This window comes from Pseudomonas sp. LBUM1659 (assembly GCF_059716045.1).
Map to the genome: position 1 here is coordinate 1,391,122 of NZ_CP166797.1, position 22,181 is coordinate 1,413,302.

Annotated in this window: 21 protein-coding genes; 9 read left to right on the forward strand and 12 right to left on the reverse strand. The window is 59.2% G+C overall.

All coding sequences use genetic code 11. The features are described from left to right. Nucleotides 1-3 precede the first annotated feature (3 nt). From ACA048_RS06170 to pdxH, 4 genes are all read left to right on the forward strand, one after another. Entirely contained in the window at nt 4-2,514 is a 2,511-nt protein-coding gene (locus ACA048_RS06170) for a beta-agarase (RefSeq protein ID WP_497628358.1), read from the forward strand. 237 nt (nt 2,515-2,751) lie between these two features. Further along, nucleotides 2,752-3,897 carry a serine hydrolase domain-containing protein gene (locus ACA048_RS06175; protein ID WP_497629809.1) on the forward strand — a complete coding sequence of 382 codons (1,146 nt, stop codon included), beginning with the start codon at nt 2,752-2,754 and terminating at the stop codon, nt 3,895-3,897. A 113-nt stretch (nt 3,898-4,010) separates the two neighbouring features. Continuing rightward, nucleotides 4,011-5,135 (forward strand): OmpA family protein, encoded by a 1,125-nt coding sequence (locus tag ACA048_RS06180; RefSeq protein WP_497628359.1) that lies wholly within the window; start codon nt 4,011-4,013, stop codon nt 5,133-5,135. A 24-nt stretch (nt 5,136-5,159) separates the two neighbouring features. Then, nucleotides 5,160-5,807 carry a pyridoxamine 5'-phosphate oxidase gene (gene pdxH / locus ACA048_RS06185; protein WP_497628360.1) on the forward strand — a complete coding sequence of 216 codons (648 nt, stop codon included), beginning with the start codon at nt 5,160-5,162 and terminating at the stop codon, nt 5,805-5,807. A 5-nt stretch (nt 5,808-5,812) separates the two neighbouring features. Here the strand turns inward: pdxH and ACA048_RS06190 are convergent, their stop codons facing one another. Next, nucleotides 5,813-6,049: a hypothetical protein gene (locus tag ACA048_RS06190; RefSeq protein WP_497628361.1), complete on the reverse strand. Its 237-nt coding sequence runs from the start codon at nt 6,047-6,049 to the stop codon at nt 5,813-5,815. 166 nt (nt 6,050-6,215) lie between these two features. On the opposite strand from ACA048_RS06190, the gene ACA048_RS06195 reads away from it, so the two are divergent. Further along, nucleotides 6,216-6,680, forward strand: coding sequence for an outer membrane lipoprotein (locus tag ACA048_RS06195; RefSeq protein WP_497628362.1), 465 nt, complete (start codon nt 6,216-6,218; stop codon nt 6,678-6,680). Nucleotides 6,681-6,760: 80 nt separating this feature from the next. On the opposite strand, the gene ACA048_RS06200 is transcribed toward ACA048_RS06195, so the two are convergent. The 3 genes from ACA048_RS06200 to nhaA all read right to left on the reverse strand — a co-directional run bounded on the left by ACA048_RS06200 (nt 6,761) and on the right by nhaA (nt 9,480). After that, complete coding sequence (locus ACA048_RS06200; RefSeq protein WP_452625184.1) at nt 6,761-6,991, reverse strand: DUF7683 domain-containing protein; 231 nt, start codon at nt 6,989-6,991, stop codon at nt 6,761-6,763. Continuing rightward, nucleotides 6,988-8,172, reverse strand: coding sequence for a colicin E3/pyocin S6 family cytotoxin (locus ACA048_RS06205; RefSeq protein ID WP_497628363.1), 1,185 nt, complete (start codon nt 8,170-8,172; stop codon nt 6,988-6,990). Before ACA048_RS06205 ends, ACA048_RS06200 begins: the two co-directional genes overlap by 4 nt. A 126-nt stretch (nt 8,173-8,298) precedes the next feature. Further along, entirely contained in the window at nt 8,299-9,480 is a 1,182-nt protein-coding gene (gene nhaA / locus ACA048_RS06210) for a Na+/H+ antiporter NhaA (RefSeq protein ID WP_497628364.1), read from the reverse strand. A 237-nt stretch (nt 9,481-9,717) separates the two neighbouring features. On the opposite strand from nhaA, the gene ACA048_RS06215 reads away from it, so the two are divergent. Then, nucleotides 9,718-10,815 (forward strand): PLP-dependent cysteine synthase family protein, encoded by a 1,098-nt coding sequence (locus ACA048_RS06215; RefSeq protein WP_497629810.1) that lies wholly within the window; start codon nt 9,718-9,720, stop codon nt 10,813-10,815. A gap of 160 nt (nt 10,816-10,975) precedes the next feature. Here ACA048_RS06215 and ACA048_RS06220 read toward each other — a convergent pair whose 3' ends face one another. Together ACA048_RS06220 and ACA048_RS06225 are read right to left on the reverse strand one after the other, a co-directional pair. Continuing rightward, nucleotides 10,976-12,589: an NAD(P)/FAD-dependent oxidoreductase gene (locus ACA048_RS06220; RefSeq protein ID WP_497628365.1), complete on the reverse strand. Its 1,614-nt coding sequence runs from the start codon at nt 12,587-12,589 to the stop codon at nt 10,976-10,978. Between the two features lie 95 nt (nt 12,590-12,684). After that, nucleotides 12,685-13,338, reverse strand: coding sequence for a COG3650 family protein (locus ACA048_RS06225; protein WP_497628366.1), 654 nt, complete (start codon nt 13,336-13,338; stop codon nt 12,685-12,687). A 134-nt stretch (nt 13,339-13,472) separates the two neighbouring features. Here ACA048_RS06225 and ACA048_RS06230 point away from each other — a divergent pair, with 134 nt between their 5' ends. Then, complete coding sequence (locus ACA048_RS06230) at nt 13,473-14,573, forward strand: acyltransferase family protein (protein WP_497629811.1); 1,101 nt, start codon at nt 13,473-13,475, stop codon at nt 14,571-14,573. A 19-nt stretch (nt 14,574-14,592) separates the two neighbouring features. Here ACA048_RS06230 and ACA048_RS06235 read toward each other — a convergent pair whose 3' ends face one another. After that, entirely contained in the window at nt 14,593-15,192 is a 600-nt protein-coding gene (locus ACA048_RS06235) for a short chain dehydrogenase (RefSeq protein ID WP_497628367.1), read from the reverse strand. A 105-nt stretch (nt 15,193-15,297) separates the two neighbouring features. Between ACA048_RS06235 and ACA048_RS06240 the strand changes: the two genes are divergently transcribed. Then, entirely contained in the window at nt 15,298-16,212 is a 915-nt protein-coding gene (locus ACA048_RS06240) for a LysR family transcriptional regulator (RefSeq protein WP_497628368.1), read from the forward strand. 183 nt (nt 16,213-16,395) lie between these two features. Here the strand turns inward: ACA048_RS06240 and ACA048_RS06245 are convergent, their stop codons facing one another. The 5 genes from ACA048_RS06245 to ACA048_RS06265 form a co-directional block, all read right to left on the reverse strand. Continuing rightward, the gene (locus ACA048_RS06245; protein WP_497628369.1) at nt 16,396-17,097 is read right to left on the reverse strand and encodes an ABC transporter ATP-binding protein; all 702 of its coding nucleotides are present in this window, start codon (nt 17,095-17,097) and stop codon (nt 16,396-16,398) included. Continuing rightward, entirely contained in the window at nt 17,098-17,865 is a 768-nt protein-coding gene (livG, locus tag ACA048_RS06250; protein WP_497628370.1) for a high-affinity branched-chain amino acid ABC transporter ATP-binding protein LivG, read from the reverse strand. Then, nucleotides 17,862-19,118, reverse strand: coding sequence for a high-affinity branched-chain amino acid ABC transporter permease LivM (locus tag ACA048_RS06255; protein WP_497628371.1), 1,257 nt, complete (start codon nt 19,116-19,118; stop codon nt 17,862-17,864). Before ACA048_RS06255 ends, livG begins: the two co-directional genes overlap by 4 nt. Continuing rightward, nucleotides 19,115-20,038, reverse strand: a complete 924-nt coding sequence (gene livH / locus ACA048_RS06260) for a high-affinity branched-chain amino acid ABC transporter permease LivH (protein ID WP_497267864.1) — start codon at nt 20,036-20,038, stop codon at nt 19,115-19,117. The genes ACA048_RS06255 and livH overlap by 4 nt, the downstream gene beginning before the upstream one ends. Before the next feature lie 232 nt (nt 20,039-20,270). Continuing rightward, the gene (locus ACA048_RS06265; RefSeq protein ID WP_497628372.1) at nt 20,271-21,398 is read right to left on the reverse strand and encodes a branched-chain amino acid ABC transporter substrate-binding protein; all 1,128 of its coding nucleotides are present in this window, start codon (nt 21,396-21,398) and stop codon (nt 20,271-20,273) included. A 351-nt stretch (nt 21,399-21,749) separates the two neighbouring features. Here ACA048_RS06265 and ACA048_RS06270 point away from each other — a divergent pair, with 351 nt between their 5' ends. After that, nucleotides 21,750-22,055 carry a DUF2288 domain-containing protein gene (locus ACA048_RS06270; protein WP_497628373.1) on the forward strand — a complete coding sequence of 102 codons (306 nt, stop codon included), beginning with the start codon at nt 21,750-21,752 and terminating at the stop codon, nt 22,053-22,055. Nucleotides 22,056-22,181 lie beyond the last annotated feature (126 nt).

Below are 22,181 nucleotides of genomic sequence, written 5' to 3' on the forward strand. Positions count from 1 at the left end.
CCTATGATTCGCCGTTCGTTGCCCGCTGTATTTGCCCTGATGTTCGCAGCCCCTTTGCTGGCAGCCCCCGCCGGCCAACAAACGCTGTTCAACTTTGTACGCCCTGCCGACGTGGTCCAGGTGACGACTCAGGATGCCAGCCTGCCGCAATCCAACGCGGAGCAAACAGCCGAAGGCGAAGTGTTGCGCCGGGTTACTTTCAATCCGGTTGCCCAGCCGAGTCTGCGACTGACCCCGCAAACCGGCGCCTGGGACTGGTCGCAGTCGGGTGTCATGAGCCTGCGGATTCAGAGTGCGATGGACTGGGCCGTGACCCTTTACGTAAAAATCCAGAGCAATGACGGTAAGACACTGTTCAGTCGCGTCGATTTGCCGGCCGGCCCTGCGCAGACCTTGCTGGTGCCGTTGGTGGCAAGCTCACCCTTGAACCAGGGCATGAAAGCCGGGCCGCCCATGCCGATGACGGTCGACGGGCAGCGTATTTTGCTGGCCAGCAGCGCTGGGCAACTGGATCGCGGCCAAGTGGTGTCGGTGACCTTGTCGATGGATCAACCGAAAGTTGCCCAAAACATTTTGCTGGAACGTTTTGGCGTGCAGGACGGCGAGGCTGTGATCCAGGCGGTTTATGGCGGATTGGTGGATGCTTACGGCCAGTCGACCCGGGCCAAATGGCCGGAAAAGGTCAGCAGTGATGAGCAGCTCAAAAGCGCTGCCGCCAAGGAACAGCAACAACTGAAAACCTGGCTGGCCGAGCGCGAAAAATCATCCCTGGACACCTTCGGTGGCTGGACCAAAGGCCCGACGTTCAAGGCTAGCGGTTTCTTCCGGACCGAAAAGCGCGACGGTCGCTGGTATCTGGTGACCCCGCAAGGGCATCCGTTTTATTCGCTTGGGGTCAACACCGTGACCCCGGACGTTAACCAGACCTACGTCGCCGGTCGCGAGTGGATGTTCGAGTCCCTGCCGAAACCTGACGAAGCGCTGGCCAATCATTTTGGTGAAGGTAACAACCGTGGGGGCAATGGTGCCGATCAGGGCCGTAGCTACGACGCCGGTCGCTGGTACGACTTTTACGGCGCCAACTTGCAGCGTTTGTATGGCGAACCCTGTGCATTGGGCAGCGACACCAAGGCCGGCGTCGCCACAGCGGCCAAGGCTGACGCGGTCGAAGCGACGGTCGAGAAGACCGCCGAGCCAACTGTGATCCCGTCGACCGCTGAATCCGGCGTCGCCGAAGCCGCCAAGACCGGCGCCGTCGAAGCGACTGTCGCGAAAGCGGCTGAGCACACCCCCGCCGAACCCTGCAAAGCGATGGTGGATGAACAACGCTGGACCGGCCACACCCTGGATCGCCTGCAAGCCTGGGGTTTCAACACCATTGGCAACTGGAGCGCTGCGGCGCTAGGCAATGCTGATCGCGTGCCCTACACCTTGCCGCTGTCGATTGTCGGCGATTACGCGAGCATCAGCACCGGCACCGACTGGTGGGGCGGCATGCCCGACCCGTTTGACCCACGGTTCGCCATGGCCACCGAACGTGCCGTGGCCATTGCCGCCCGCGACCACCGTGACGATCCGTGGCTGATCGGCTACTACGCCGACAACGAATTGGCCTGGGCCGGTCCCGGTGATGACCCGAAAGCCCGTTACGCCTTGGCTTACGGCACCTTGAAAATGACAACCGACGTACCGGCCAAACGCGCGTTTCTCAAGCAACTGCGAGACAAATATCGCAATCAGGCCGGTCTGTCCAAAGCCTGGGGCATCGACTTGCCTGCGTGGGAATTGATGGAAGACCCGGGCTTCGTGCCGCCGCTGCCAAGCGCCGACCACCCGGAAATCGAGGCCGACTTCAAATACTTCCAGAAGGTCTTCGCTGATACCTATTTCAAAACCATCTCCGATTCGCTCAAGTGGCATGCGCCGAACCAGCTGTTGCTGGGCGGCCGCTTCGCTATCAGCACCCCGGAAGCCGTGGACTCCTGCGCCCAGTATTGCGACGTGTTGAGCTTCAACATGTACACCCTGCAACCGCAGGACGGTTACGACTTCGCCAAGTTGCGCAGCCTCGACAAACCGGTGCTGATCACCGAATTCAACTTCGGCTCGGCGGATCGCGGCCCGTTCTGGGGCGGTGTGACACAACTGGCCAAGGAAGAAGACCGTGGGCCGGCCTACGCGAACTTCCTTAAACAGGCGCTGAGCGAACCTTCGATTGTCGGTGTGCACTGGTTCCAGTACCTGGACCAACCCGTGACCGGACGTTTGCTGGACGGCGAGAATGGGCACTTTGGTCTGGTGGGCATCACCGATCTGCCGTTCCAGGGTTTTGTCGAGTCTGTGCGCAAGAGCAACCTGGCGACTGTCGACCAGTTGGGCAAAGAGGTCGCGAAAGCGGCGGCCGAGGCAGACAAAACCAGCCACGATGCCGAAGGCGGCAGAAAGGCTGAGGCCGGCAAAGGCCCGGGGAAGGGCGCCGGACATGCGGGTGGGCATTCGGGTAATGGTCATTAAGGACTGAAACCGCGTCATCGTTCATCGCGAGCAGGCTCGCTCCCACCCTGGACCTTGGCCACACCCAAGATCCCCCGGTAGGAGTGAGCCTGCTCGCGATGGCGTCCGCCAAGACATATTGAATGTCTGATCCAATCCATGGGCGAACGACCGCCCGGCCCAACCCTGTTCCCAAATCCCTCTAGGGCTGGAACAATGCGGGCCACTTTGTACAGCGATTATCCGGGAGCAATGCGGGTGCAGATTCAGGGTCATTACGAGCTCAAGTTCGAAGCGGTGCGCGAAGCGTTTGCGGCGCTGTTCGACGATCCTCAGGAACGTGGCGCAGCCTTGTGCATCCAGGTCGGCGGCGAAACCGTCCTCGACCTCTGGGCCGGCACCGCCGACAAGGACGGCAGCGAAGCCTGGCACAGCGACACCATCGCCAACCTGTTCTCCTGCACCAAGACGTTCACCGCCGTTACGGCCCTGCAATTGGTCGCTGAAGGCAAGTTGCAACTGGACGCGCCGGTTGCCCGCTACTGGCCCGAATTTGCAGCGGCTGGCAAAGAATCCGTGACCTTGCGTCAGTTGCTCTGCCATCAGGCAGGCTTGCCGGCGTTGCGCGAATTGCTGGCGCCGGAAGCCCTTTACGATTGGCAAACCATGGTCGATGCCCTGGCGGCCGAAGCACCGTGGTGGACGCCGGGTCAAGGCCACGGCTACGCCGCGATCACTTATGGCTGGCTGGTGGGTGAGTTACTGCGCCGCGCCGACGGTCGTGGGCCGGGCGAGTCCATCGTGGCGCGGATTGCGAAGCCATTGACGCTGGATTTTCACGTCGGCCTCGCCGATGAAGAGTTCCATCGCGTGGCGCACATCGCCCGTGGCAAGGGTAACGTCGGCGATGCCGCCGCCCAGCGCTTGTTGCAAGTGACCATGCGCGAACCGACTGCAATGACCACCCGCGCCTTTACCAATCCGCCGTCGATCATGACCAGTACCAACAAACCCGAATGGCGGCGCATGCAGCAACCCGCCGCCAACGGCCACGGCAATGCGCGCAGCCTTGCCGCGTTCTACGCCGGTCTGCTCGATGGCAGCCTGCTGGAAAGCGAAATGCTCGACGAACTGACCCGCGAACACAGCCTCGGCGACGACAAGACATTATTGACCCGGACCCGATTCGGCCTGGGTTGCATGCTCGATCAACCGGACGTACCTAACGCCACTTACGGCCTCGGCCCACGTGCGTTCGGTCATCCGGGCGCTGGCGGCTCCATCGGTTTTGCTGACCCGGAACGCGATGTAGCCTTCGGTTTTGTGACAAATACCCTGGGGCCGTACGTCTTGATGGATCCACGCGCGCAAAACCTTGCGCGAGTACTGGCCACTTGTCTGTAAAACCGGCTACCGGGTTCCAGAGGGGAACCCGGCAGCCTTTTCTGTTTCAAAGCGTCAGTTTGTGCGGGCCGATCTGGTCTGACTTTTCATTACTTCAATTTTGTGGATATCCAATGTCATCCAAACCAACGCTCGCCCTGGCCCTGTGCTTCGCTATCACCGGTTGCGCACAGACCCCACAAAGTGATTCCGATGGCAGCAGCTGGTGGCCGTTCGGTTCGTCCGACAAAGTCGCCGCTAAAGAACCGACCCCGGCCCCAGCCCCTCTGAAACCTGCCGCCACAGCCCCCGTCGCCGCTACACCCGTTGCCAAAAGTGAAAGCACCAGCCCTTGGTATTGGCCGTTTGGTTCCGATGGCGCCGCTGAAATGACTAATGCAGAGCTTGCAGTAAAACCTGCAGCCAAGCCGGCTCAAGTGGCCAAGGCTGATGCCGACGCGGGTAGCAAGTGGTACTGGCCGTTCGGTGGTGAAGAGAAGAGCAGCGCCAAAGCCGTGCCGATGCCAGACCCTAAAGTCACCCAGGCCTGGCTCGATGACTACGAGCCGCGCCTGCGCGAAGCGATCAAGGACAGCAACCTGAAACTTGAGCGCCGTGAAAACGTGTTGGTGGTCATCGCGCCGGTAGAAGGCTCGTTCAACCCGGATCGTCCGTCCATGCTGCTGCCTGTCACCCTCGGCCCGTTCACCCGTGTCGCGAAAATCCTCGAAGTCGACCCGAAAACTGCCGTGCTGGTCCTGGGCCATAGTGATACGTCGGGCGCCGCACCGGCCAACGTGAAACTGAGCCAGGAGCGTGCGCAAGCAGTTGCCGCGATTTTCCGTCTCAGCGGTTTGCAGCGTGATCGCCTGATGCTCCGCGGTATGGGCGGTGACGCCCCGCGTGCGGCTAACGACAGTGTCGAAGGTCGTGCCTTGAACCGTCGCGTGGAATTGCTGGTGACCCCGCAAAACACCATGGTGGCGCTGCTGGCCAAGTACAACATGCCGGCCCCGGCGCCAGTGACCATGGTCGTTGCCAAGGACATCAAGCCAGTGGCCACACCGGCCACACCGGTCACCCCGGCGCCTGCCGCGAAGAAAGCGGCTGTACCTGCCGCGAAAAAGGCCCCGGCCAGCAAAGCCACCGCCAAGAAAGCGCCGGCTAAAACAGCTACACCGGCGAAGAAGACTGCGCCGGCCAAAGCGGTTGCCGACACCAAGAAAGCCGATGTCGCCGCTGAAACCACCAAGAAATGATTCATTAACCAAAAGGAATGCGCCATGACCCAGCGCCTGGCTGATATGCGTCGTGACTACACCCGTGATGGCCTGACCGAGGCTCAAGCCCCGGCAGAGCCGTTCGGGTTGTTCCACCAGTGGTTTGCCGACGCGGTGAAAACCGAGCAAGCGCCGGTGGAGGCTAACGCCATGACCTTGGCGACGGTCGATCAGGACGGTCGGCCACATTGCCGCATTCTGTTGCTCAAAGGTCTGGACGCGCAGGGCTTTACGTTCTTCACCAACTACGAAAGTGCCAAGGGACAGCATCTGGCGGCGAATCCGTTCGCGGCCATGACCTTTTTCTGGCCGGCCCTGGAGCGCCAGGTGCGCATCGAAGGTCGAGTGGTGAAGGTCACGCCTGAAGAGTCCGACGCCTATTTCCAGGTCCGTCCGCTGGGCAGCCGACTCGGTGCCTGGGCATCCCCGCAGAGCCAGGTGATTGCTGATCGTGCGGAGCTGGAAGCGCTGCTCAAAAACACCGAGCAACGTTTCAGCGACACAGCGCCGCACTGCCCGGATCACTGGGGCGGTTACCGCTTGCTGCCGGAGCGCATCGAGTTCTGGCAAGGCCGCGCGAGCCGCCTGCACGATCGCCTCAACTTCCGTCTACAGGGCGCTGACTGGATTCTTGAACGTCTGGCACCTTAGGCAGTCTACCGTTCGGGATACCCTGCAGCAGCGGCTTCAAGCCACTGCTGCAGGTCCCGACGCTTGATTTTCTGTGCTTGAGCGTTTGCCAGTTGCTGGAGCATGAACGCTTTTTTCTGCTCGTCCTCCCCAGCCTGGGCTAACGCCAGGTCGCGATCCATCCAGCGTTTTATTCGCACGTACAGCCACCCATGGAAGTACAGACCCGCGATGGTCGTGACGACAATGATGAAGTAGTCCATGAAAATCCTTGGGGCGGCATGGATTGCGGAAGTTGCCGCTAAGCGGTTGGTGAGTTTTTCGGGGCGCCTGTACCGGTCCTGAATCAAACCACTTTTATCCGGGCGATGCCGTGACACGCGTCAAGCTGCGGGGTTTAATGAAGACCTGTCCTTTGGAGTCGATGTTATGCGTAAGTCTGTTTTGTTGGTTGCTTCCTTTTCCACGATGGCGATGTTGCTCACTGGCTGCCAATCGAGCCTGACCGGTGACGCCTACTCCCGTGATGAAGCGCGTCGTGTTCAAACGATTCGCATGGGCACCATCGAAGCGCTGCGCCCAGTGAAAATCGAAGGCACCAAAACCCCAATTGGCAGCGGTGCAGGTGCAGTGGTCGGCGGTGTAGGTGCTAGCGCCATCGGTCAAGGCAAAGGCAGCATCGTTGCTGCGGTAATCGGCGCAGTCGCTGGCGGCCTGGTAGGCGCGGCGGCCGAAGAAGGCCTGACCCGCACCCAGGGTGTTGAAATCACCGTACGCGAAGACGACGGCAGCATGCGCGCCTATGTTCAACAGGTTCAGGAGAATGAAGTGTTCCGCGTTGGCGAGCGGGTGCGGATTGCTACTGTTGATGGGACCAGCCGCGTTTCGCACTAAGCGGGAATGGGAAAAGGAAAACCCCGATCAGGTGACTGGTCGGGGTTTTTATTTGAAATGAAAATTGAGCGCAGATGTATCTAAACGTTGCAGGTCAGCTGAAATAGATAGGCAGGATCATAAATTTTCTTGCCGAGTATTCCTTCCAACGCACCAAGCTGCTCGGTGGTGAGGTTGTATCCCTCCCAGCCTTGTTGGTCCGCCGTCCATCCCATAATTTCTTTCAGTTCCTTTTCGTAGCCGCTCGGCAATTCTTCTTCGAATGCGATGAACTCGGTTTTTTTATCAAATGCTTCTATGACGTAAATCATGGTTCCACATTCCTAGTCTTATCTGCAGGTTTGGTCTGCTCGCCAGTGGTTGGATCATATTCACCGAGATGGCGGCCACGTTTGTCGTACATCTCGACAGCTCCGTGCTGTGAGTACCATTCGAAAATTATCCCTTTTGGGTTTTTCCATCGCTTCCGAAGACCGCCACCGCCTTTTACGGAAGTCTTGCGATTTGATTTTGTCGCGTCAGGAAAAGCAGTAAGGCCTGTCGGTGCCGGATGGTAATTGTGATCAGAAACACTGACCACAATGTAAACCGGCTTCACCCCAGAGTCCGCCGGAAACACAAGAATGAAATCCTTGTACTCAGGCGGATACACCGGGTTCACGATAATGCTGTCCGCCGCCGGCGTCGGCGGATACACCCAGATATGCGGCGCTTGCGGTGCAGCCTCCAGCGCTGGAATGCCGAGGATGTCTGAACCATCCACCGCTGGCGTCCAGATCAGCTCAACGCCATCGCCGAGATCCGCCACCTGCTGACTACCGCGCAGTGTGAACTGCACGACATCGACCATTTCCCAATCGCGGTTCTTCCCGGTGTAAAAGCCGTATCCCTTGAGACTGCCGTCAGCCTGTTGCTCGACCTGTAGCCGAACGCGCGTTCGCGCCTGTTTCAGGGCTCGCAGTTGGTCTTCGGTATAGAGCGCGCTGTCACCCAGGCTCGGCGTCCAGAACAGTGCGACGACACCGGCCAATGTGGCGGCTGCGGCAGCTTCAAGTGCCAGGGCCGGAGCAGCGAGAGCCGGGGCGTGTAGTGCAAGACGGCCAATGCCGAGCGAGACGGTACTGCCACTGATGATTTCGAGATTCAGCAGCCCGGCGTCGTCTGCTTTGCGAGCACCAAGCCAGGCGATTTCGCCGTAGTCCTTGAGACTGTCAGTCGGAACGACGCCCGAAGGATTCGAGTAATCAATGATGGCGTCAGGAAGTTTGCAGGACTTGGCGAAGACGCATCCCGCACGAGCGATTTCGGTCTTTTTCGCACAGACCTGAAGACGATCTTCAAAAGCCTGCTGCCGGGCGAGCATGGCCTCGTAGGCGCTTTGTCGCGCATCGCGCTCGGCCAGTTCGGTGGCCGTCATGAAGCGGTAGGTGACGTGGTGACCGTCACCGGAGGGTGGGTTTTTAACCTTGGGAACGTCCTTGTTGCCAGCCACTGATCTTCCTTGCGTTCGTCCGTCGACAGCTCCCGAAGAGGAGCTGTGCGACGTTAACGAACGAGGTTAATCGTGGCTGTAGGACGAATCCTGAATGCTGCTAAGAGAGTTCTCTATCGCTCAGGATTACAGCACGGCGCTCTTGCGACTCGCCATCGCCGTCACTGCATAACCGATCAAGGCCGCGAGAATCGAACCGGTCAGAATCCCCATCCGGTCCATCCCGGCGTACTCGCTGACGCCCGGCTCAAACGCCAGTGAGCCGACAAACAGACTCATGGTGAAACCAATCCCGCAGAGGATCGCCACACCCAGCACATGGCCCCAGTTGGCGCCTTGCGGCAGGGCAGCGATGCCGATTTTCACGGCCAGCCAGGTCAGGCCGAACACACCAACGGTTTTACCCAGCAACAGGCCCGTCGCAATGCCCATCGGTACGTGGTGGGTGAAGCTTTCAACGGTGACGCCGCTCAGGGACAGGCCGGCGTTGGCGAAGGCGAACAGCGGCAGGATGCCGTAAGCCACCCACGGGTGCAGGGCATGTTCAAGGGATAGCAGTGGCGAGGTCTCGGCGTTTTTGGTGCGCAGCGGTATGCAGAAGGCCAACGTCACGCCGGCGAGGGTCGCGTGGACGCCGCTCTTGAGCACACAGACCCAGAGGATCAAGCCGATGATCATGTACGGCCCAAGCTTCACCACGCCGAGCCGGTTCATGGCAATCAGCGCGATGATGCAGGCGGCAGCCAGTGCCAGCGACAGCGTCGACAGCGTCCCGGAATAGAAGATGGCGATGACGATGATCGCGCCCAGGTCGTCAATGATCGCCAGGGTCATCAGAAACAGCTTCAGCGACACCGGCACCCGCTTGCCCAGCAAGGCAAGTACGCCGAGGGCAAAGGCAATGTCGGTGGCCATCGGGATGGCCCAGCCACCCAGGGCTGCCGGGTCGTCACGGTTCAGAAACCAGTAGACCAACGCCGGCACGACCATGCCGCCAATCGCCGCGGCGCCGGGCAGGACGATCTGCGAGGGCTTCGACAACTGGCCGTCGAGGACTTCGCGCTTCACTTCCAGGCCGATCAGCAGGAAGAACATCGCCATCAGGCCGTCGTTGATCCACAGCAGCAACGGCTTGGCGATTTTCAGCGCGCCGATCTGAGCCACGACAGGGGTGTCCAGCAGCCCGCTATAGAGCCACGACAGGGACGAGTTGTTGATGATTAAAGCCAGGGCTGCAGCGGCGATCAGTAACAGACCGCTGGCAGCTTCCAACTGAAAGAAACGCGTGAAAGTGCTACGCAGAGGCAAGGTCGCTCTCCATCGATGAATTCAAAAGGTGGCACACCCTAACCCGTACCGTTAGTTGTTAAAACAAAAGTTATATTCTTTTTTGTTATATACCGTAACAACGTGAAGGACGGGGCTAGGTTTGAGCCTAGCAGTTGCCGGCCGTATTGAACGTCAGCTGTACCTGTGCGTGCTGTAGGTTTTTTCCTAAGCTTGAAGGCTGAGCCTTGCAAATAAGGCCGACTCAACGAGAAAACCATCATGAGCGACAACCGACAGTGGGCCCGCGAAGCCATCCGGATCATCGAAGCGGACTTCCAGCGCAGCGCCGATACCCACCTGATCCCCTTGCCGCTGCCGGGTTTTCCGGGCATCGAGTTGTATTTCAAGGATGAATCCAGCCACCCCACCGGCAGCCTGAAGCACCGCCTCGCACGCTCATTGTTCCTCTATGCCTTGTGTAATGGTTGGTTGAAGCCCGGTGCGCCAGTGATCGAGGCGTCCAGCGGTTCGACGGCGATTTCCGAGGCGTACTTCGCCAGCTTGCTGGGTTTGCCGTTTATTGCGGTGATGCCGGCGACCACCTCGAAAGAGAAGATCGCGCAAATTGCTTTCTATGGTGGCCAGAGTCATCTGGTCGACGACCCGACCCAGATCTACGCCGAGTCCGAACGGCTGGCGCGCGAGCATGACGGTCATTTCATCGATCAGTTCACGTACGCCGAACGCGCCACTGACTGGCGGGCAAACAACAACATCGCCGAATCGATCTTCCATCAAATGCGTTTCGAGCAGCACCCAGAGCCGAGCTGGTTGATTTCCAGCCCCGGCACTGGCGGCACCACCGCGACGCTGGGCCGTTACGTACGTTATCGCCAGCATTGCACCCGTGTGCTGTGCGCCGATGCCGAACGTTCGGTGTTTTTCGATTACTACCAGACCGGCGATGCCAGCCTGCGCCTGGACTTTGGATCGCGGATTGAAGGCATCGGCCGGCCACGGGTGGAAGCGTCGTTCCTGCCCAAGGTGATTGATGCCATGGTCAAAGTGCCCGACGCGTTGTCTCTGGCGGCCATGCACTACTTGGCACAGCGTCTGGGGCGACGGGTTGGCGGATCGAGCGGGACCAACCTGATCGGCGCCTTGATGGCGGCTCAGCAAATGGCGGCGGCGGGGGAGTCGGGGTCGATCGTGGCGATTCTGTGTGATGGCGGCGAACGCTATGCCACCACCTATTACGATCAGGATTGGCTCAAGGACCAGGGGTATGAATTGAGTGGTTTGATGGAGGTCGTCGCGGAGAGTGTCGAGCGCGGTGAACCGCTTCCGTCCAGCGTGCTTCGCGCCAATATCTGAAATCTTTCAATCACTGACTACCCCTGTGGGAGCCGGCGGTGCGGCGATCCGACTTGCCCGCGATGACGGACTCAAATTCAACAGAGATGTTGACTGATCCACCGCTATCGCGGGCAAGCCCGGCTCCCACAGGGTTTTCTGCTGTGTCAAATAATGCGTATCAGGCTTCCAGGCCAAGGATGTCGCGGGCCACGGCTTCGGCAATGCGAATACCATCCACACCCGCCGATAAAATCCCACCCGCATAACCCGCGCCTTCACCCGCCGGGAACAAGCCCTTCACGTTCAGGCTCTGCATCGACTCGTTACGGGTAATGCGCAATGGTGACGAGGTGCGTGTTTCGATCCCGGTCAATACCGCATCATGCAGCGAGTAACCGCGAATCTGCTTCTCGAACGCTGGCAACGCTTCACGAATTGCTTCGATGGCGAACGCCGGCAAGGCCAACGCCAGATCACCCAATGCAACGCCTGGTTTGTAGGACGGTTCAACGCTGCCCAGTTCAGTCGACGGCTTGCCGGCAATGAAGTCGCCGACCAGTTGCGCCGGTGCTTCGTAGTTGCTGCCGCCGAGCACAAAGGCGTGGGATTCCAGGCGTTCCTGCAATTCGATGCCGGCCAGCGGACCGCCCGGGTAATCGACTTCCGGGGTGATGCCGACGACGATCCCGGAGTTGGCGTTACGTTCGTTACGCGAGTACTGGCTCATGCCGTTGGTGACCACGCGGCCCGGCTCGGACGTCGCCGCGACCACGGTACCGCCCGGGCACATGCAGAAGCTGTAGACCGAACGACCGTTCTTGGCGTGGTGCACCAGTTTGTAGTCGGCCGCCCCGAGTTTCGGGTGGCCGGCGTACTTGCCCAACCGCGCGCGGTCGATCAGAGACTGCGGGTGTTCAATGCGGAAACCCACCGAAAACGGCTTGGCTTCCATGAACACGCCACGGCCGTGGAGCATGCGGAAAGTGTCTCGGGCGCTGTGGCCGAGGGCCAGAATCACGTGTTTGGAATGGATCTGTTCGCCACCATTGAGTTCGACGCCGACCAGTTGGCCGTCCTCGATCAACAGATCGGTGACGCGTTGCTGGAAGCGTACTTCGCCGCCCAAGGCGCGAATCTGTTCACGCATGTTTTCCACTACACCGGTCAGACGGAACGTACCGATATGCGGCTTGCTGACGTAGAGAATCTCTTCCGGTGCACCGGCTTTGACGAACTCGTGCAGGACTTTGCGACCGATGAATTTCGGGTCCTTGATCTGGCTGTAGAGTTTGCCGTCGGAGAAAGTCCCCGCGCCGCCTTCACCGAACTGCACGTTGGATTCGGGGTTGAGCACGCTTTTGCGCCACAGGCCCCACGTGTCCTTGGTGCGCTGACGCACTTCGGTGCCGCGCTCAAGGATGATCGGCTTGAAGCCCATTTGCGCGAGCAGCAGCCCGGCGAAAATCCCGCACGGCCCGAAACCGACGACGACAGGGCGTTGCTGCAGATCGGCGGGCGCCTGGCCGACCACTTTGTAGCTGACATCCGGTGCCACGTTGACGTTACGGTCATCGGCGAACTTGAGCAGCAACGCCGCCTCATCCTTGGCGGTGAGGTCGATGGTGTAGATGAAGCACAGTTCGGAGGACTTTTTGCGCGCATCGTAGCTGCGCTTGAACAAGGTGAAATCGAGCAGGTCATCGCTGGCGATGCCCAGGCGCTGCACGATGGCAGGGCGCAGGTCTTCTTCGGGATGGTCGATCGGCAACTTGAGTTCAGTGATTCGTAACATGGCAGGACCCGGTTCGCGGGGCGCACAACTGCGCCAAGGCGTTTGAAACCGGTGATTATAAGCCTCAAAGGAGGATTCCCGTGAGGCTTAAACGATCAGTCGTTACGCGAACCGCCGAAATACCCGCAACCGCGCTGTACCTGACCATTGATGCGCAGTTCGGCGCTCATGTGCTGGACGCTGCCGGTGGTGCTGTCGACGCACCGTTGCGGCGTGACCCACAGCTCGATGTGCTGGTTATTGGCTTCGGTGCCGAGGTTGAAACGGCCATCGCCCAGCTGTTCTTCCACGTACGGTAGGGCCAGAGGCGGTTGACCGGCGCGATCAATCACCATGCCTTTGCCGCTGACCTTGACGTTCCACTCAGGCGAGTGACCGGCCGCGCGCAAAATCTGCAGTTTGAAATTGGGATCGTCGCATGCGGTGCCCGAGCGTTCGACGCGGTACAGCTGCTCAAGATCGAGACGGCTGTCGACGATGCGTCCGCGCACGTCGGCGAACACCTTGCCCTTGGTATCGGCCAGTGACGCGGCCTGTTGCAGCACGCTGGTGTTGCCGGTGTCGTTGACCACGAAGCTGCATGTTTCATTGCACGGCTGGAACAGCAATTTGCCGTCCGCCGCTGTCAACTGGCCTTGCATGCGGGTCTGGCCCACGAGGGAAGAACTTTCACGCGGGCCGTCAAACAACTGACAGGCGGCAAACAGCGGCAGCAGGGCAACGACGACTAAGGAACGGGCAACACGCATCTTTGGCTCTCCAGACAAGTGCCGCCACGTTACTCAGGCACGCTCGTGATCACAAGGCTTGTGTGCCGGGGATTGAGTTGCCGGGTGCGTCCCAGCATAGTGGCGCCCTTGTCCAGGATCGGGCCCACTTGCGCATGAACCAACACCTGTCTGTTTTTCCCAAACGGTTGTACGCACTGGATGCGCTGCGCGGTGTCGCGGCGTTGGCGGTGGTGTTCTGGCATTGGCAGCACTTCTTTTTTCAAGGGGCGTTGCCTGGCCCGCTGCAAACCGAACAGCAACCGTTTTTCAGCATGTTTGCCTTGTTTTATCGACACGGTGGCGATGCGGTCGCGTTGTTCTTCAGCTTGTCCGGGTTCATCTTTTTCTGGTTGTTCGGTCACGCCGTGGCGCGAGGGGATCTGACCGCAAGACAGTTCTTCGTCGAGCGTTTCAGCCGCATCTATCCGCTGCATCTGGCGACCTTCGCCGCTGTTGCGCTGTTGCAGATGGCCTACACACGGTACACGGGCAACGCCTTTGTTTATCCGTTCAACGATCTCTATCACGGCGTGTTGAACGTGTTTCTCGCCCCAGCCTGGGGATTGGAACAAGGTTGGTCATTCAACGCCCCGGCCTGGTCGATTTCGGTTGAGGTGCTGCTCTACGCGGCGTTTTTCCTGCTGTGGCGCTATTCGCCCCTGCCCATGCTGACCAGCCTTTTCTTGATCGCCGTGGCCGCTTACGTGTTTCCTGCGCAGTACAAAATCACGCTGGGCGTGTTCAGTTTTTTCTGCGGTGGCGTTGGCTATGTGTGGGTGGGCCGGCTGCTGCATCGGTTGCCCCCGCGCTGGGTGGGAACGGGGTTGACGATCGGGTGTGTGGCGGGGTGGTGGTTGTTCGGCGCTGATCAGCCGTTGATCAAGTTTGCGTTGTTGTTCCCGCTGACGATCATGGCCATTGCAGCCTGTCATCAGGTACTGGAACCAGTTGCCCGACGCTTGGCGTGGCTAGGGGATATCAGCTACGCCTCCTATTTGCTGCATTTCCCGCTGCAAATTATCGCCGCGCTGTTGGCCGATAAATTCTTTCCAGGGCGAAGCGTCTTTTACCAGCCGTGGACGTTGCTGCTGTTCTTTGTGGTGCTGATCGGTGCCAGCCTGATCTGCCATCGCTGGTTCGAACGGCCAATGCAACAGTGGCTGCGCCAATTTGGGGGCAAGCGTCTGGCGAGCGGCGTGATCGCTCGCCAGTAACGCCTGTCAGAAAGGACGGTCAGCCGACGTGAAAGGTCTGACCTGTCTGCAAGCCTTCTACGCTTTTGGCGTAGGCCAATGCCACATCGGCTGCGGGAACCGGTTTGAATCCACGGAAGTAAGGCGCGTATTTGCCCATGGCTTCCAGCAGCACATTCGGGCTGATCGAGTTCACGCGCAGGCCGCGAGGCAGTTCGATGGCGGCGGCGCGCACGAAGCTGTCCAGTGCACCGTTGACCAGCGCTGCCGAGGCGCCGCTGCGAATCGGATCATGGCTGAGTACGCCCGTGGTGAAGGTGAACGAGGCGCCGTCGTTGGCGAACTCGCGGCCGATCAGCAGCAAATTGACCTGGCCCATCAGCTTATCTTTCAGACCCAGCGCGAAGCTGGCTTCGGACATTTCATCCAGTGGCGCGAAGGTCACGTTACCCGCCGCGCAGATCAGCGCATCGAACTTGCCGGTCTGTTCGAACAGCTTGCGGATCGAGGCGCTGTCGCTGATATCAACGTTGAAATCGCCGCTGTTACGACCGATGCGGATAATTTCGTGACGCTGCGACAGCTCTTTGTCGACCGCTGAACCGATGGTGCCGCCTGCGCCTATCAAAAGAATTTTCATCGTGCTGTTCCTCGAAGTGGTTGAACGAGGTTGCAGTCTAGAGTGGTTTTTTCCGTTGATAAGCGCGCTAATAGGCAACTTTTGGTTTTCAAATGGAAACAATCAATGAGCGAGATGGATGATCTTGCGGCGTTCGCGGTGTTGATCGAAGCAGGCAGTTTCACCCTGGCGGCGCAGCAGTTGGGTTGCAGCAAGGGGCAGTTGTCCAAGCGCATCAGCTTGCTGGAAACACGGTTTTGCGTGGTCCTGCTGCAACGCACCACTCGCCGCTTGAGTTTGACGGCGGCGGGCGCGGCGTTGTTGCCACAAGCTCAGGCGCTGGTGGTACAAGTCGAAAAGGCGCGTCAGGCGTTGGCGCGATTGAAGGACGACATGGCCGGGCCGGTGCGTATGACAGTTCCGGTCTCGCTGGGGGAAACCTTCTTCGATGGCTTGTTGCTGGAGTTTTCCGGCAAGTACCCCGAGGTGCAGATCGAGCTGGACCTGAGCAATCAGTATCACGACTTGTCACGGGATGGCTTCGATCTGGCGATTCGCTCCGAGGTGGGCAAGGATGAGCGTCTGGTGGCGCGGCCGTTGCTGGCCTGGCACGAAATGACCTGCGCCAACCCCGCGTATCTTGAACGGTTCGGCGAACCGCTGACGCCACAGGCATTGGCCGAGCATCGTTGCTTGCTCAACAGCCATTACAGTGGTCGCGAAGAATGGCTCTATCACCAGCAACACGAGTTGCTGCGGGTGCGGGTGTCGGGGCCGTTCGCCAGCAACCACTACAGCTTGCTGAAAAAAGCCGCATTGGCGGGTGCCGGTATCGCCCGTTTACCGTCGTATTTGCTGCAAGCAGAACTGGCTGACGGGCGTTTGCGCTGGCTCCTGCGCGACTATCAGACGCGGCGCATGCCGATGTACCTGGTTCACCCATATCAGGGCGGCCTGCCGAAACGCACGCAAGTGTTAGCGGATTACCTGATTGGCTGGTTCAAGCGCAGCGGTGAGGCGCTGGATCGCCTTCAGCGCTAGCGGCTCACCATCAATCCCCTGCGAGAGTTTGCTCCGGGCGGCGTTCCGACGATGACGGTGTGACATTCAGTATTGATGCTGGCTGACACTCCGCTAACGCGAGCAGGGGGAAAGTCATCGTCGATGGGTTTGTGGCAGGCACAAAAAACGGCCCGAAGGCCGTTTTTTGTTTACCGCAAAGACTCAACCACCCAGATACGCTTCGCGCACTTTCGGATCAGTCAGCAGCGCTTCACCCGTGCCTTGCATCACCACCCGGCCGTTCTCCAGAACGTACGCGCGGTCAGCAATTTTCAGCGCCTGGTTGGCGTTCTGCTCTACCAGGAACACGGTCACGCCATCCTTGCGCAGTTGTTCGATGATGTCGAAGATCTGCTGGATGATGATCGGTGCCAGGCCCAACGAAGGTTCGTCGAGCAGCAGCAGCTTGGGTTTGCTCATCAGCGCACGGCCGATGGCGAGCATTTGCTGTTCACCGCCGGACATGGTGCCGCCGCGCTGGGCGAAACGTTCTTTCAGGCGTGGGAAAAGTCCGAGAACCTTGTCCATCTGTTCCTGATAGTCGCCCTTGTCGGTGAAGAAGCCGCCCATGGCGAGGTTTTCTTCCACGGTCAGACGGGCAAACACCCGACGACCTTCCGGAACCACGGCGATGCTTTTGCGCATGATCTGCGACGAGCTCTGGCCGACCAGTTCCTCACCCATGTAGCGGATGCTGCCGCTGTGAGCTTGCGGCGAACCGCAAAGCGTCATCAGCAGGGTCGACTTGCCGGCACCGTTGGCGCCGATCAGGGTCACGATTTCGCCCTGACGGACTTCGACGTTGACACTGTGCAGGGCCTGGATCTTGCCGTAGAAAGTGGAAACGTTTTCGAATTGCAGCATTTACGCTTCCCCCAGGTAGGCTTTGATCACTTCGGGATTGTCGCGGATCTGTTCCGGCGTGCCGCTGGCCAGGGGCGTGCCCTGGTTGATCACGACGATGTGGTCGGAAATGCTCATGACCAGTTTCATGTCGTGTTCGATCAGCAGCACGGTGACGTTGTGCTCTTCACGCAGCATGCTGATCAGCGCCTTGAGGTCCTCGGTTTCCTTCGGGTTCAGGCCGGCGGCCGGTTCGTCAAGCATGAGGATCCGCGGGCGGGTCATCATGCAACGAGCGATCTCCAGACGACGTTGCTGACCGTAAGCCAGGGTGCCGGCCGGACGGTTGGCGAAGGCCTTGAGGTTGACCTTGTCCAGCCAGTACTCGGCGAATTCCATGGCTTCGCGTTCGCTTTTGCGAAAGCCCGGGGTCTTGAACAGGCCGGACAGGAAGTTGGTGTTCAGGTGACGGTGCTGCGCGATCAAGAGGTTCTCGACCGCGGTCATGTCCTTGAACAACCGTACGTTCTGAAAGGTGCGCACCACGCCTTTGAGGGCGATCTTGTGACCCGGCAGGCCTTCGATCGGCTCGCCGTCCAAAAGGATGCTGCCACCACTCGGCTTGTAGAAACCGGTCAGGCAGTTGAACACCGTGGTTTTGCCGGCGCCGTTAGGGCCGATCAGTGCAACCACTTGTTTTTCTTTCACGGTCAGGGCCACGCCGTTGACCGCCAGCAAACCGCCGAAGCGCATGCTCAGATTTTCGACTTTAAGGATCTCGCGGCTCATTTGCGCAGCTCCATGTGAGGACGTTGCATGGGCAGCAGGCCTTGAGGACGCCAGATCATCATCAGCACCATCAAGGCGCCGAACATCAACATGCGGTATTCGCTGAACTCACGCATCATTTCCGGCAGCAGGATCATCACTACGGCAGCGAGTATCACGCCCAGCTGCGAGCCCATGCCACCCAATACGACGATGGCGAGAATGATCGCCGACTCGATGAAGGTGAAGGACTCCGGTGTCACCAGGCCCTGACGGGCAGCGAAGAAGCTACCGGCAAAACCGGCGAAGCTAGCACCCAGGGTGAAGGCCGACAGCTTGATGACCGTAGGATTGAGACCCAGCGCACGGCAGGCGATTTCGTCTTCACGCAACGCCTCCCAGGCACGGCCGATGGGCATGCGCAGCAAACGGTTGATGACGAACAACGCGCCGAGGGCCAGCAACAGAGCAACCAGGTACAGGAAAATCACCTTGTTGATCGAGTTGTATGCAATGCCGAAGTACTCGTGGAATGTCTGCATGCCTTCGGCGGCTTTACGTTCGAAGGTCAGGCCGAAGAACGTTGGTTTTTCAATGTTGCTGATGCCGTTCGGGCCACCGGTGAGACCGGTCAGGTTACGCAGGAACAGACGGATGATTTCACCGAAGCCCAGAGTCACGATGGCCAGGTAGTCACCGCGCAAACGCAAGACCGGGAAGCCCAGCAGGAAGCCGAACGTGGCCGCCATCAAGCCGGCAATCGGCAGGCAGATCCAGAAGCTCAGACCGTAGTAGTGCGACAGCAGCGCATAACTATAGGCACCGACGGCATAGAAACCGACGTAACCCAAGTCGAGCAGACCGGCCAGGCCGACCACGATGTTCAGGCCCAGGCCCAGCATCACGTAGATCAGCACCAGCGTCGCGATGTCCACCGCCCCGCGCGAACCGAAGAACGGCCAGATCAGCGCACCGGCAATCAGCGCAATGATGACCCAGCGCTGGGTGGTCGGCAGGGTCAGGAAGTTACTGGCCTTGGCCGGAATCAGCGGCATGCTTGGCGAAGAACGCCAGGCCGAGCTGATCTGCTGATCGAACAACACGCGCAGGAACATCAATACCGAACACACCGCGATGGTGATCAGCGTTGCATTGCTGGTGCCATGGACTTCGAGGTTGATGCCGACGATGGTCAACTTCAGACCCAGTACCGGGTAGGCAACAGCCCACACCAGCAAGGCGCTGAACAACGCCTGTTTAAGATTCCTAGTCATACTTTCTCAACCTCCGGACGGCCCAGCAGGCCGGTTGGCCGGAACAACAACACCAGAACCAGCAGGCCGAACGCCACAACGTCCTTGTACTGGTCGCCGAAGATATCGGCACCGAAGGCTTCCGCGACACCGAGTACCAGCCCGCCGAGCATGGCACCAGGGATGCTGCCGATACCGCCCAGTACCGCGGCCGTGAAGGCCTTGAGGCCGACGAGGAAACCGGCGTTCGGGTTGATCACGCCGTATTGCATGCTCAACAGCACGGCCGCGATGGCCGCCAGTGCAGCACCGATGACGAAGGTCAGGGCGATGATGTTGTTGGTGTTGATACCCAGCAGGTTGGCCATCTTGATGTCTTCGGCACAGGCGCGGCAGGCGCGACCCAGGCGAGAGCGGGAGATGAACAGCGTCAGGCCGAGCATGGCGAGCAACGTCACCACGAACACCACGATTTGCATGTAGGAAATCAGCACTTCATGTGCGCCACCTGGCCCGAAAGCAATGTTGCCCGGAATCAGGTTGGGGATGGATTTGTCCTTGGAGTCTTGCGCCAGCAGAACCGTGTTCTGCAGGAAGATCGACATGCCGATGGCGGAAATCAGCGGGATCAGACGGTTGCTGCCGCGCAGGGGGCGGTAGGCGATCCGTTCGATGCTGTAACCGTAGGCACTGGTCACGACGATGGTCGCGAGAAAAGCGGCGGTCATCAACAGTGGAACACTGTCGAGTCCCAGCATGGCCAGCCCGGCGATGGCGATGAACGCCACGTAGGAGCCGATCATGTACACCTCGCCGTGGGCGAAGTTGATCATTCCAATGATGCCGTAAACCATCGTATAGCCGATGGCGATCAGGGCATACGTGCTGCCAATGGTCAGACCATTAACCAGCTGTTGGAAAAAGTGATAGATGTCAGGCATTACAGCGCTCCTAAAAACCTGATACGCATTTCACTGGTGGAGTCATTTTCCCGCTCGAGCCCCGTGGATCTGCATCCACTTCGAATTCGAGGTTTGCCAGCGAACCGCTGATGACGGTTTTGAGATTTTCAGGTGGGGAGACTGGCGGATCACGCCAGCGCGGCCCAAAACGTTCGTAAAACAAAGCCCACGGCACGCCGTGGGCTTTATTGGCAGTCAGTATGGCAAAGCCTTACTGAGGCGAAGCTTCAGTTTTTGGTTTGCCGAAGTGCCACTCGTAAACCACAAATTTGAAGTCTTTCAGGTCGCCCTTGTCGTCGAAAGCCAGGTGGCCGGTCGGAGTCTTGAACGTGCCTTTGTGGATAGCTTCAGCCACTTTGGCAGTGTCTTCGGACTTGGCAGCGGTGATGCCGTCAGCGATCACTTCTACAGCCGAGTAGGCCGGGAACACGAACGGACCGCTCGGGTCTTCTTTCTTAGCTTTGAACGCGTCAGCCAAGGCAACGTTGGCCGGATCCTGGTCGAAGGATTTCGGCAGCGTTACCAGCAGACCTTCGGAAGCGTCTTTGGCGATCTGCGAAATGGAGTCGTTACCCACGCCTTCCGGACCCATGAACTTGGCTTTCAGGCCTTTTTCCTGGGATTGACGCAGGATCAGACCCAGCTCCGGGTGGTAGCCGCCGTAGTAGACGAAGTCGACGTTGGCTTGCTTGAGCTTGGCGATCATCGACGAGAAGTCCTTGTCGCCGGCGTTGACGCCTTCGAACACGGCAACCTTGACGCCTTTCTTCTCGAGAGTCTGTTTAACGGCGGTGGCGATGCCTTCACCGTATTGCTGTTTGTCGTGCAGCACAGCAACGATTTTCGGTTTTACGTGATCGGCAATGTAGTTACCGGCGGCAGGGCCCTGGGCGCTGTCCAGACCGATGGTGCGGAACACCATTTTGTAACCACGAGCGGTGATGTCCGGGCTGGTGGCAGCCGGGGTGATCATGATCACGCCTTCGTCTTCGTAAATGTCCGAAGCCGGTTGAGTGGAGCTGGAGCACAGGTGGCCAACCACGAACTTGACGCCGTCGTTGACGACTTTGTTCGCGACCGCAACCGCTTGTTTCGGATCACAGGCGTCATCGTATTCAACGGCTACGAGTTTCTTGCCGTTGACGCCGCCCTTGGCGTTGATCTGTTCGATGGCCATTTTGGCGCCACTGAACTGCATGTCGCCGTATTGGGCTACAGGACCGGTTTTAGGGCCGGCGATGCCGATCTTGATCTCGTCAGCTGCGAACGAATGGCTGGCAACCCCGGCCAGAACCATAGCGGCAAACAGTTTGGAAATCTGCTTAGTAGCCTTAGTCATAGTGCTCCACTCTTACTGTTGTAGTTTTTATAGTCCTGGCGCCGTAGCAGCAGAACCGGGTCAGATATCTTCGATACCTTCCGGAAAATGCCCCCGACAACTGTACCGGTACAGTGTAGAGCGCCAATTGTTAGCCTGGGAAGCTGGCGCAAGGGGGCAAAACCAGAGGGTGTCGCTTTTTTGAAAGAAAAAGACAGAATCACAGCGGGATGTTAGCTGGCTAATTGCTTGATTCAGCAGCATTCCTTGGCTTTCCTGCGTTTTTTCAATCGGTGACTCAATTGCATCCGGGTTTTTCTGACGGACCACCAACGTTATCATTCGCGTCGATTTCTTTTCCGGACAGGACCCATGACTCAAGAACCTAGCACCCTCTATGCCAAGCTGCTTGGTGAAACCGCATCTATTACCTGGAAGGAGCTGGAGCCGTTCTTCGCCAAGGGTGCCCTATTGTGGGTCGACCCTGGTCTGGATTTGATCGCCGCCGCCGAAGCCGTGGCCCAGGATGAAGGCGAGAAAGTGGCTGCCTGGCTGGCCGCCGATCAAGTCGCCAAGCTCTCTGAAACGCGGGCGCTGGATCTTTTTGAACGCGATCCGCAGCTATGGGCGGTAGTGGTTTCACCGTGGATTCTGATCCAGGAAAGGGCGACGAGCTGAGTCTCTGCACTTCATTGGTGCGCCTTGTTGGCGGCCAAAAGTGTGTAGGTGAGTAGCGTGATGGCATGTTGCCGTAGAGAAAGGCCACAGGGGGGCCAGTATCACGGTGACGTAAACGTAACGGGA

What these genes read in the sequence shown, in the direction of transcription:
- ACA048_RS06225 (WP_497628366.1), bottom strand. Translation starts at nt 13,338, where the DNA reads ATGCGTGTTGCCCGTTCCTTAGTCGTCGTTGCCCTGCTGCCGCTGTTT.
- ACA048_RS06230 (WP_497629811.1), top strand. Translation starts at nt 13,473, where the DNA reads ATGAACCAACACCTGTCTGTTTTTCCCAAACGGTTGTACGCACTGGAT.
- ACA048_RS06265 (WP_497628372.1), bottom strand. Translation starts at nt 21,398, where the DNA reads ATGACTAAGGCTACTAAGCAGATTTCCAAACTGTTTGCCGCTATGGTT.
- livH (WP_497267864.1), bottom strand. Translation starts at nt 20,038, where the DNA reads ATGCCTGACATCTATCACTTTTTCCAACAGCTGGTTAATGGTCTGACC.
- ACA048_RS06240 (WP_497628368.1), top strand. Translation starts at nt 15,298, where the DNA reads ATGAGCGAGATGGATGATCTTGCGGCGTTCGCGGTGTTGATCGAAGCA.
- ACA048_RS06195 (WP_497628362.1), top strand. Translation starts at nt 6,216, where the DNA reads ATGCGTAAGTCTGTTTTGTTGGTTGCTTCCTTTTCCACGATGGCGATG.
- livG (WP_497628370.1), bottom strand. Translation starts at nt 17,865, where the DNA reads ATGAGCCGCGAGATCCTTAAAGTCGAAAATCTGAGCATGCGCTTCGGC.
- ACA048_RS06180 (WP_497628359.1), top strand. Translation starts at nt 4,011, where the DNA reads ATGTCATCCAAACCAACGCTCGCCCTGGCCCTGTGCTTCGCTATCACC.
- ACA048_RS06220 (WP_497628365.1), bottom strand. Translation starts at nt 12,589, where the DNA reads ATGTTACGAATCACTGAACTCAAGTTGCCGATCGACCATCCCGAAGAA.
- ACA048_RS06235 (WP_497628367.1), bottom strand. Translation starts at nt 15,192, where the DNA reads ATGAAAATTCTTTTGATAGGCGCAGGCGGCACCATCGGTTCAGCGGTC.
- ACA048_RS06255 (WP_497628371.1), bottom strand. Translation starts at nt 19,118, where the DNA reads ATGACTAGGAATCTTAAACAGGCGTTGTTCAGCGCCTTGCTGGTGTGG.
- pdxH (WP_497628360.1), top strand. Translation starts at nt 5,160, where the DNA reads ATGACCCAGCGCCTGGCTGATATGCGTCGTGACTACACCCGTGATGGC.
- ACA048_RS06200 (WP_452625184.1), bottom strand. Translation starts at nt 6,991, where the DNA reads ATGATTTACGTCATAGAAGCATTTGATAAAAAAACCGAGTTCATCGCA.
- ACA048_RS06170 (WP_497628358.1), top strand. Translation starts at nt 4, where the DNA reads ATGATTCGCCGTTCGTTGCCCGCTGTATTTGCCCTGATGTTCGCAGCC.
- ACA048_RS06270 (WP_497628373.1), top strand. Translation starts at nt 21,750, where the DNA reads ATGACTCAAGAACCTAGCACCCTCTATGCCAAGCTGCTTGGTGAAACC.
- ACA048_RS06190 (WP_497628361.1), bottom strand. Translation starts at nt 6,049, where the DNA reads ATGGACTACTTCATCATTGTCGTCACGACCATCGCGGGTCTGTACTTC.
- ACA048_RS06245 (WP_497628369.1), bottom strand. Translation starts at nt 17,097, where the DNA reads ATGCTGCAATTCGAAAACGTTTCCACTTTCTACGGCAAGATCCAGGCC.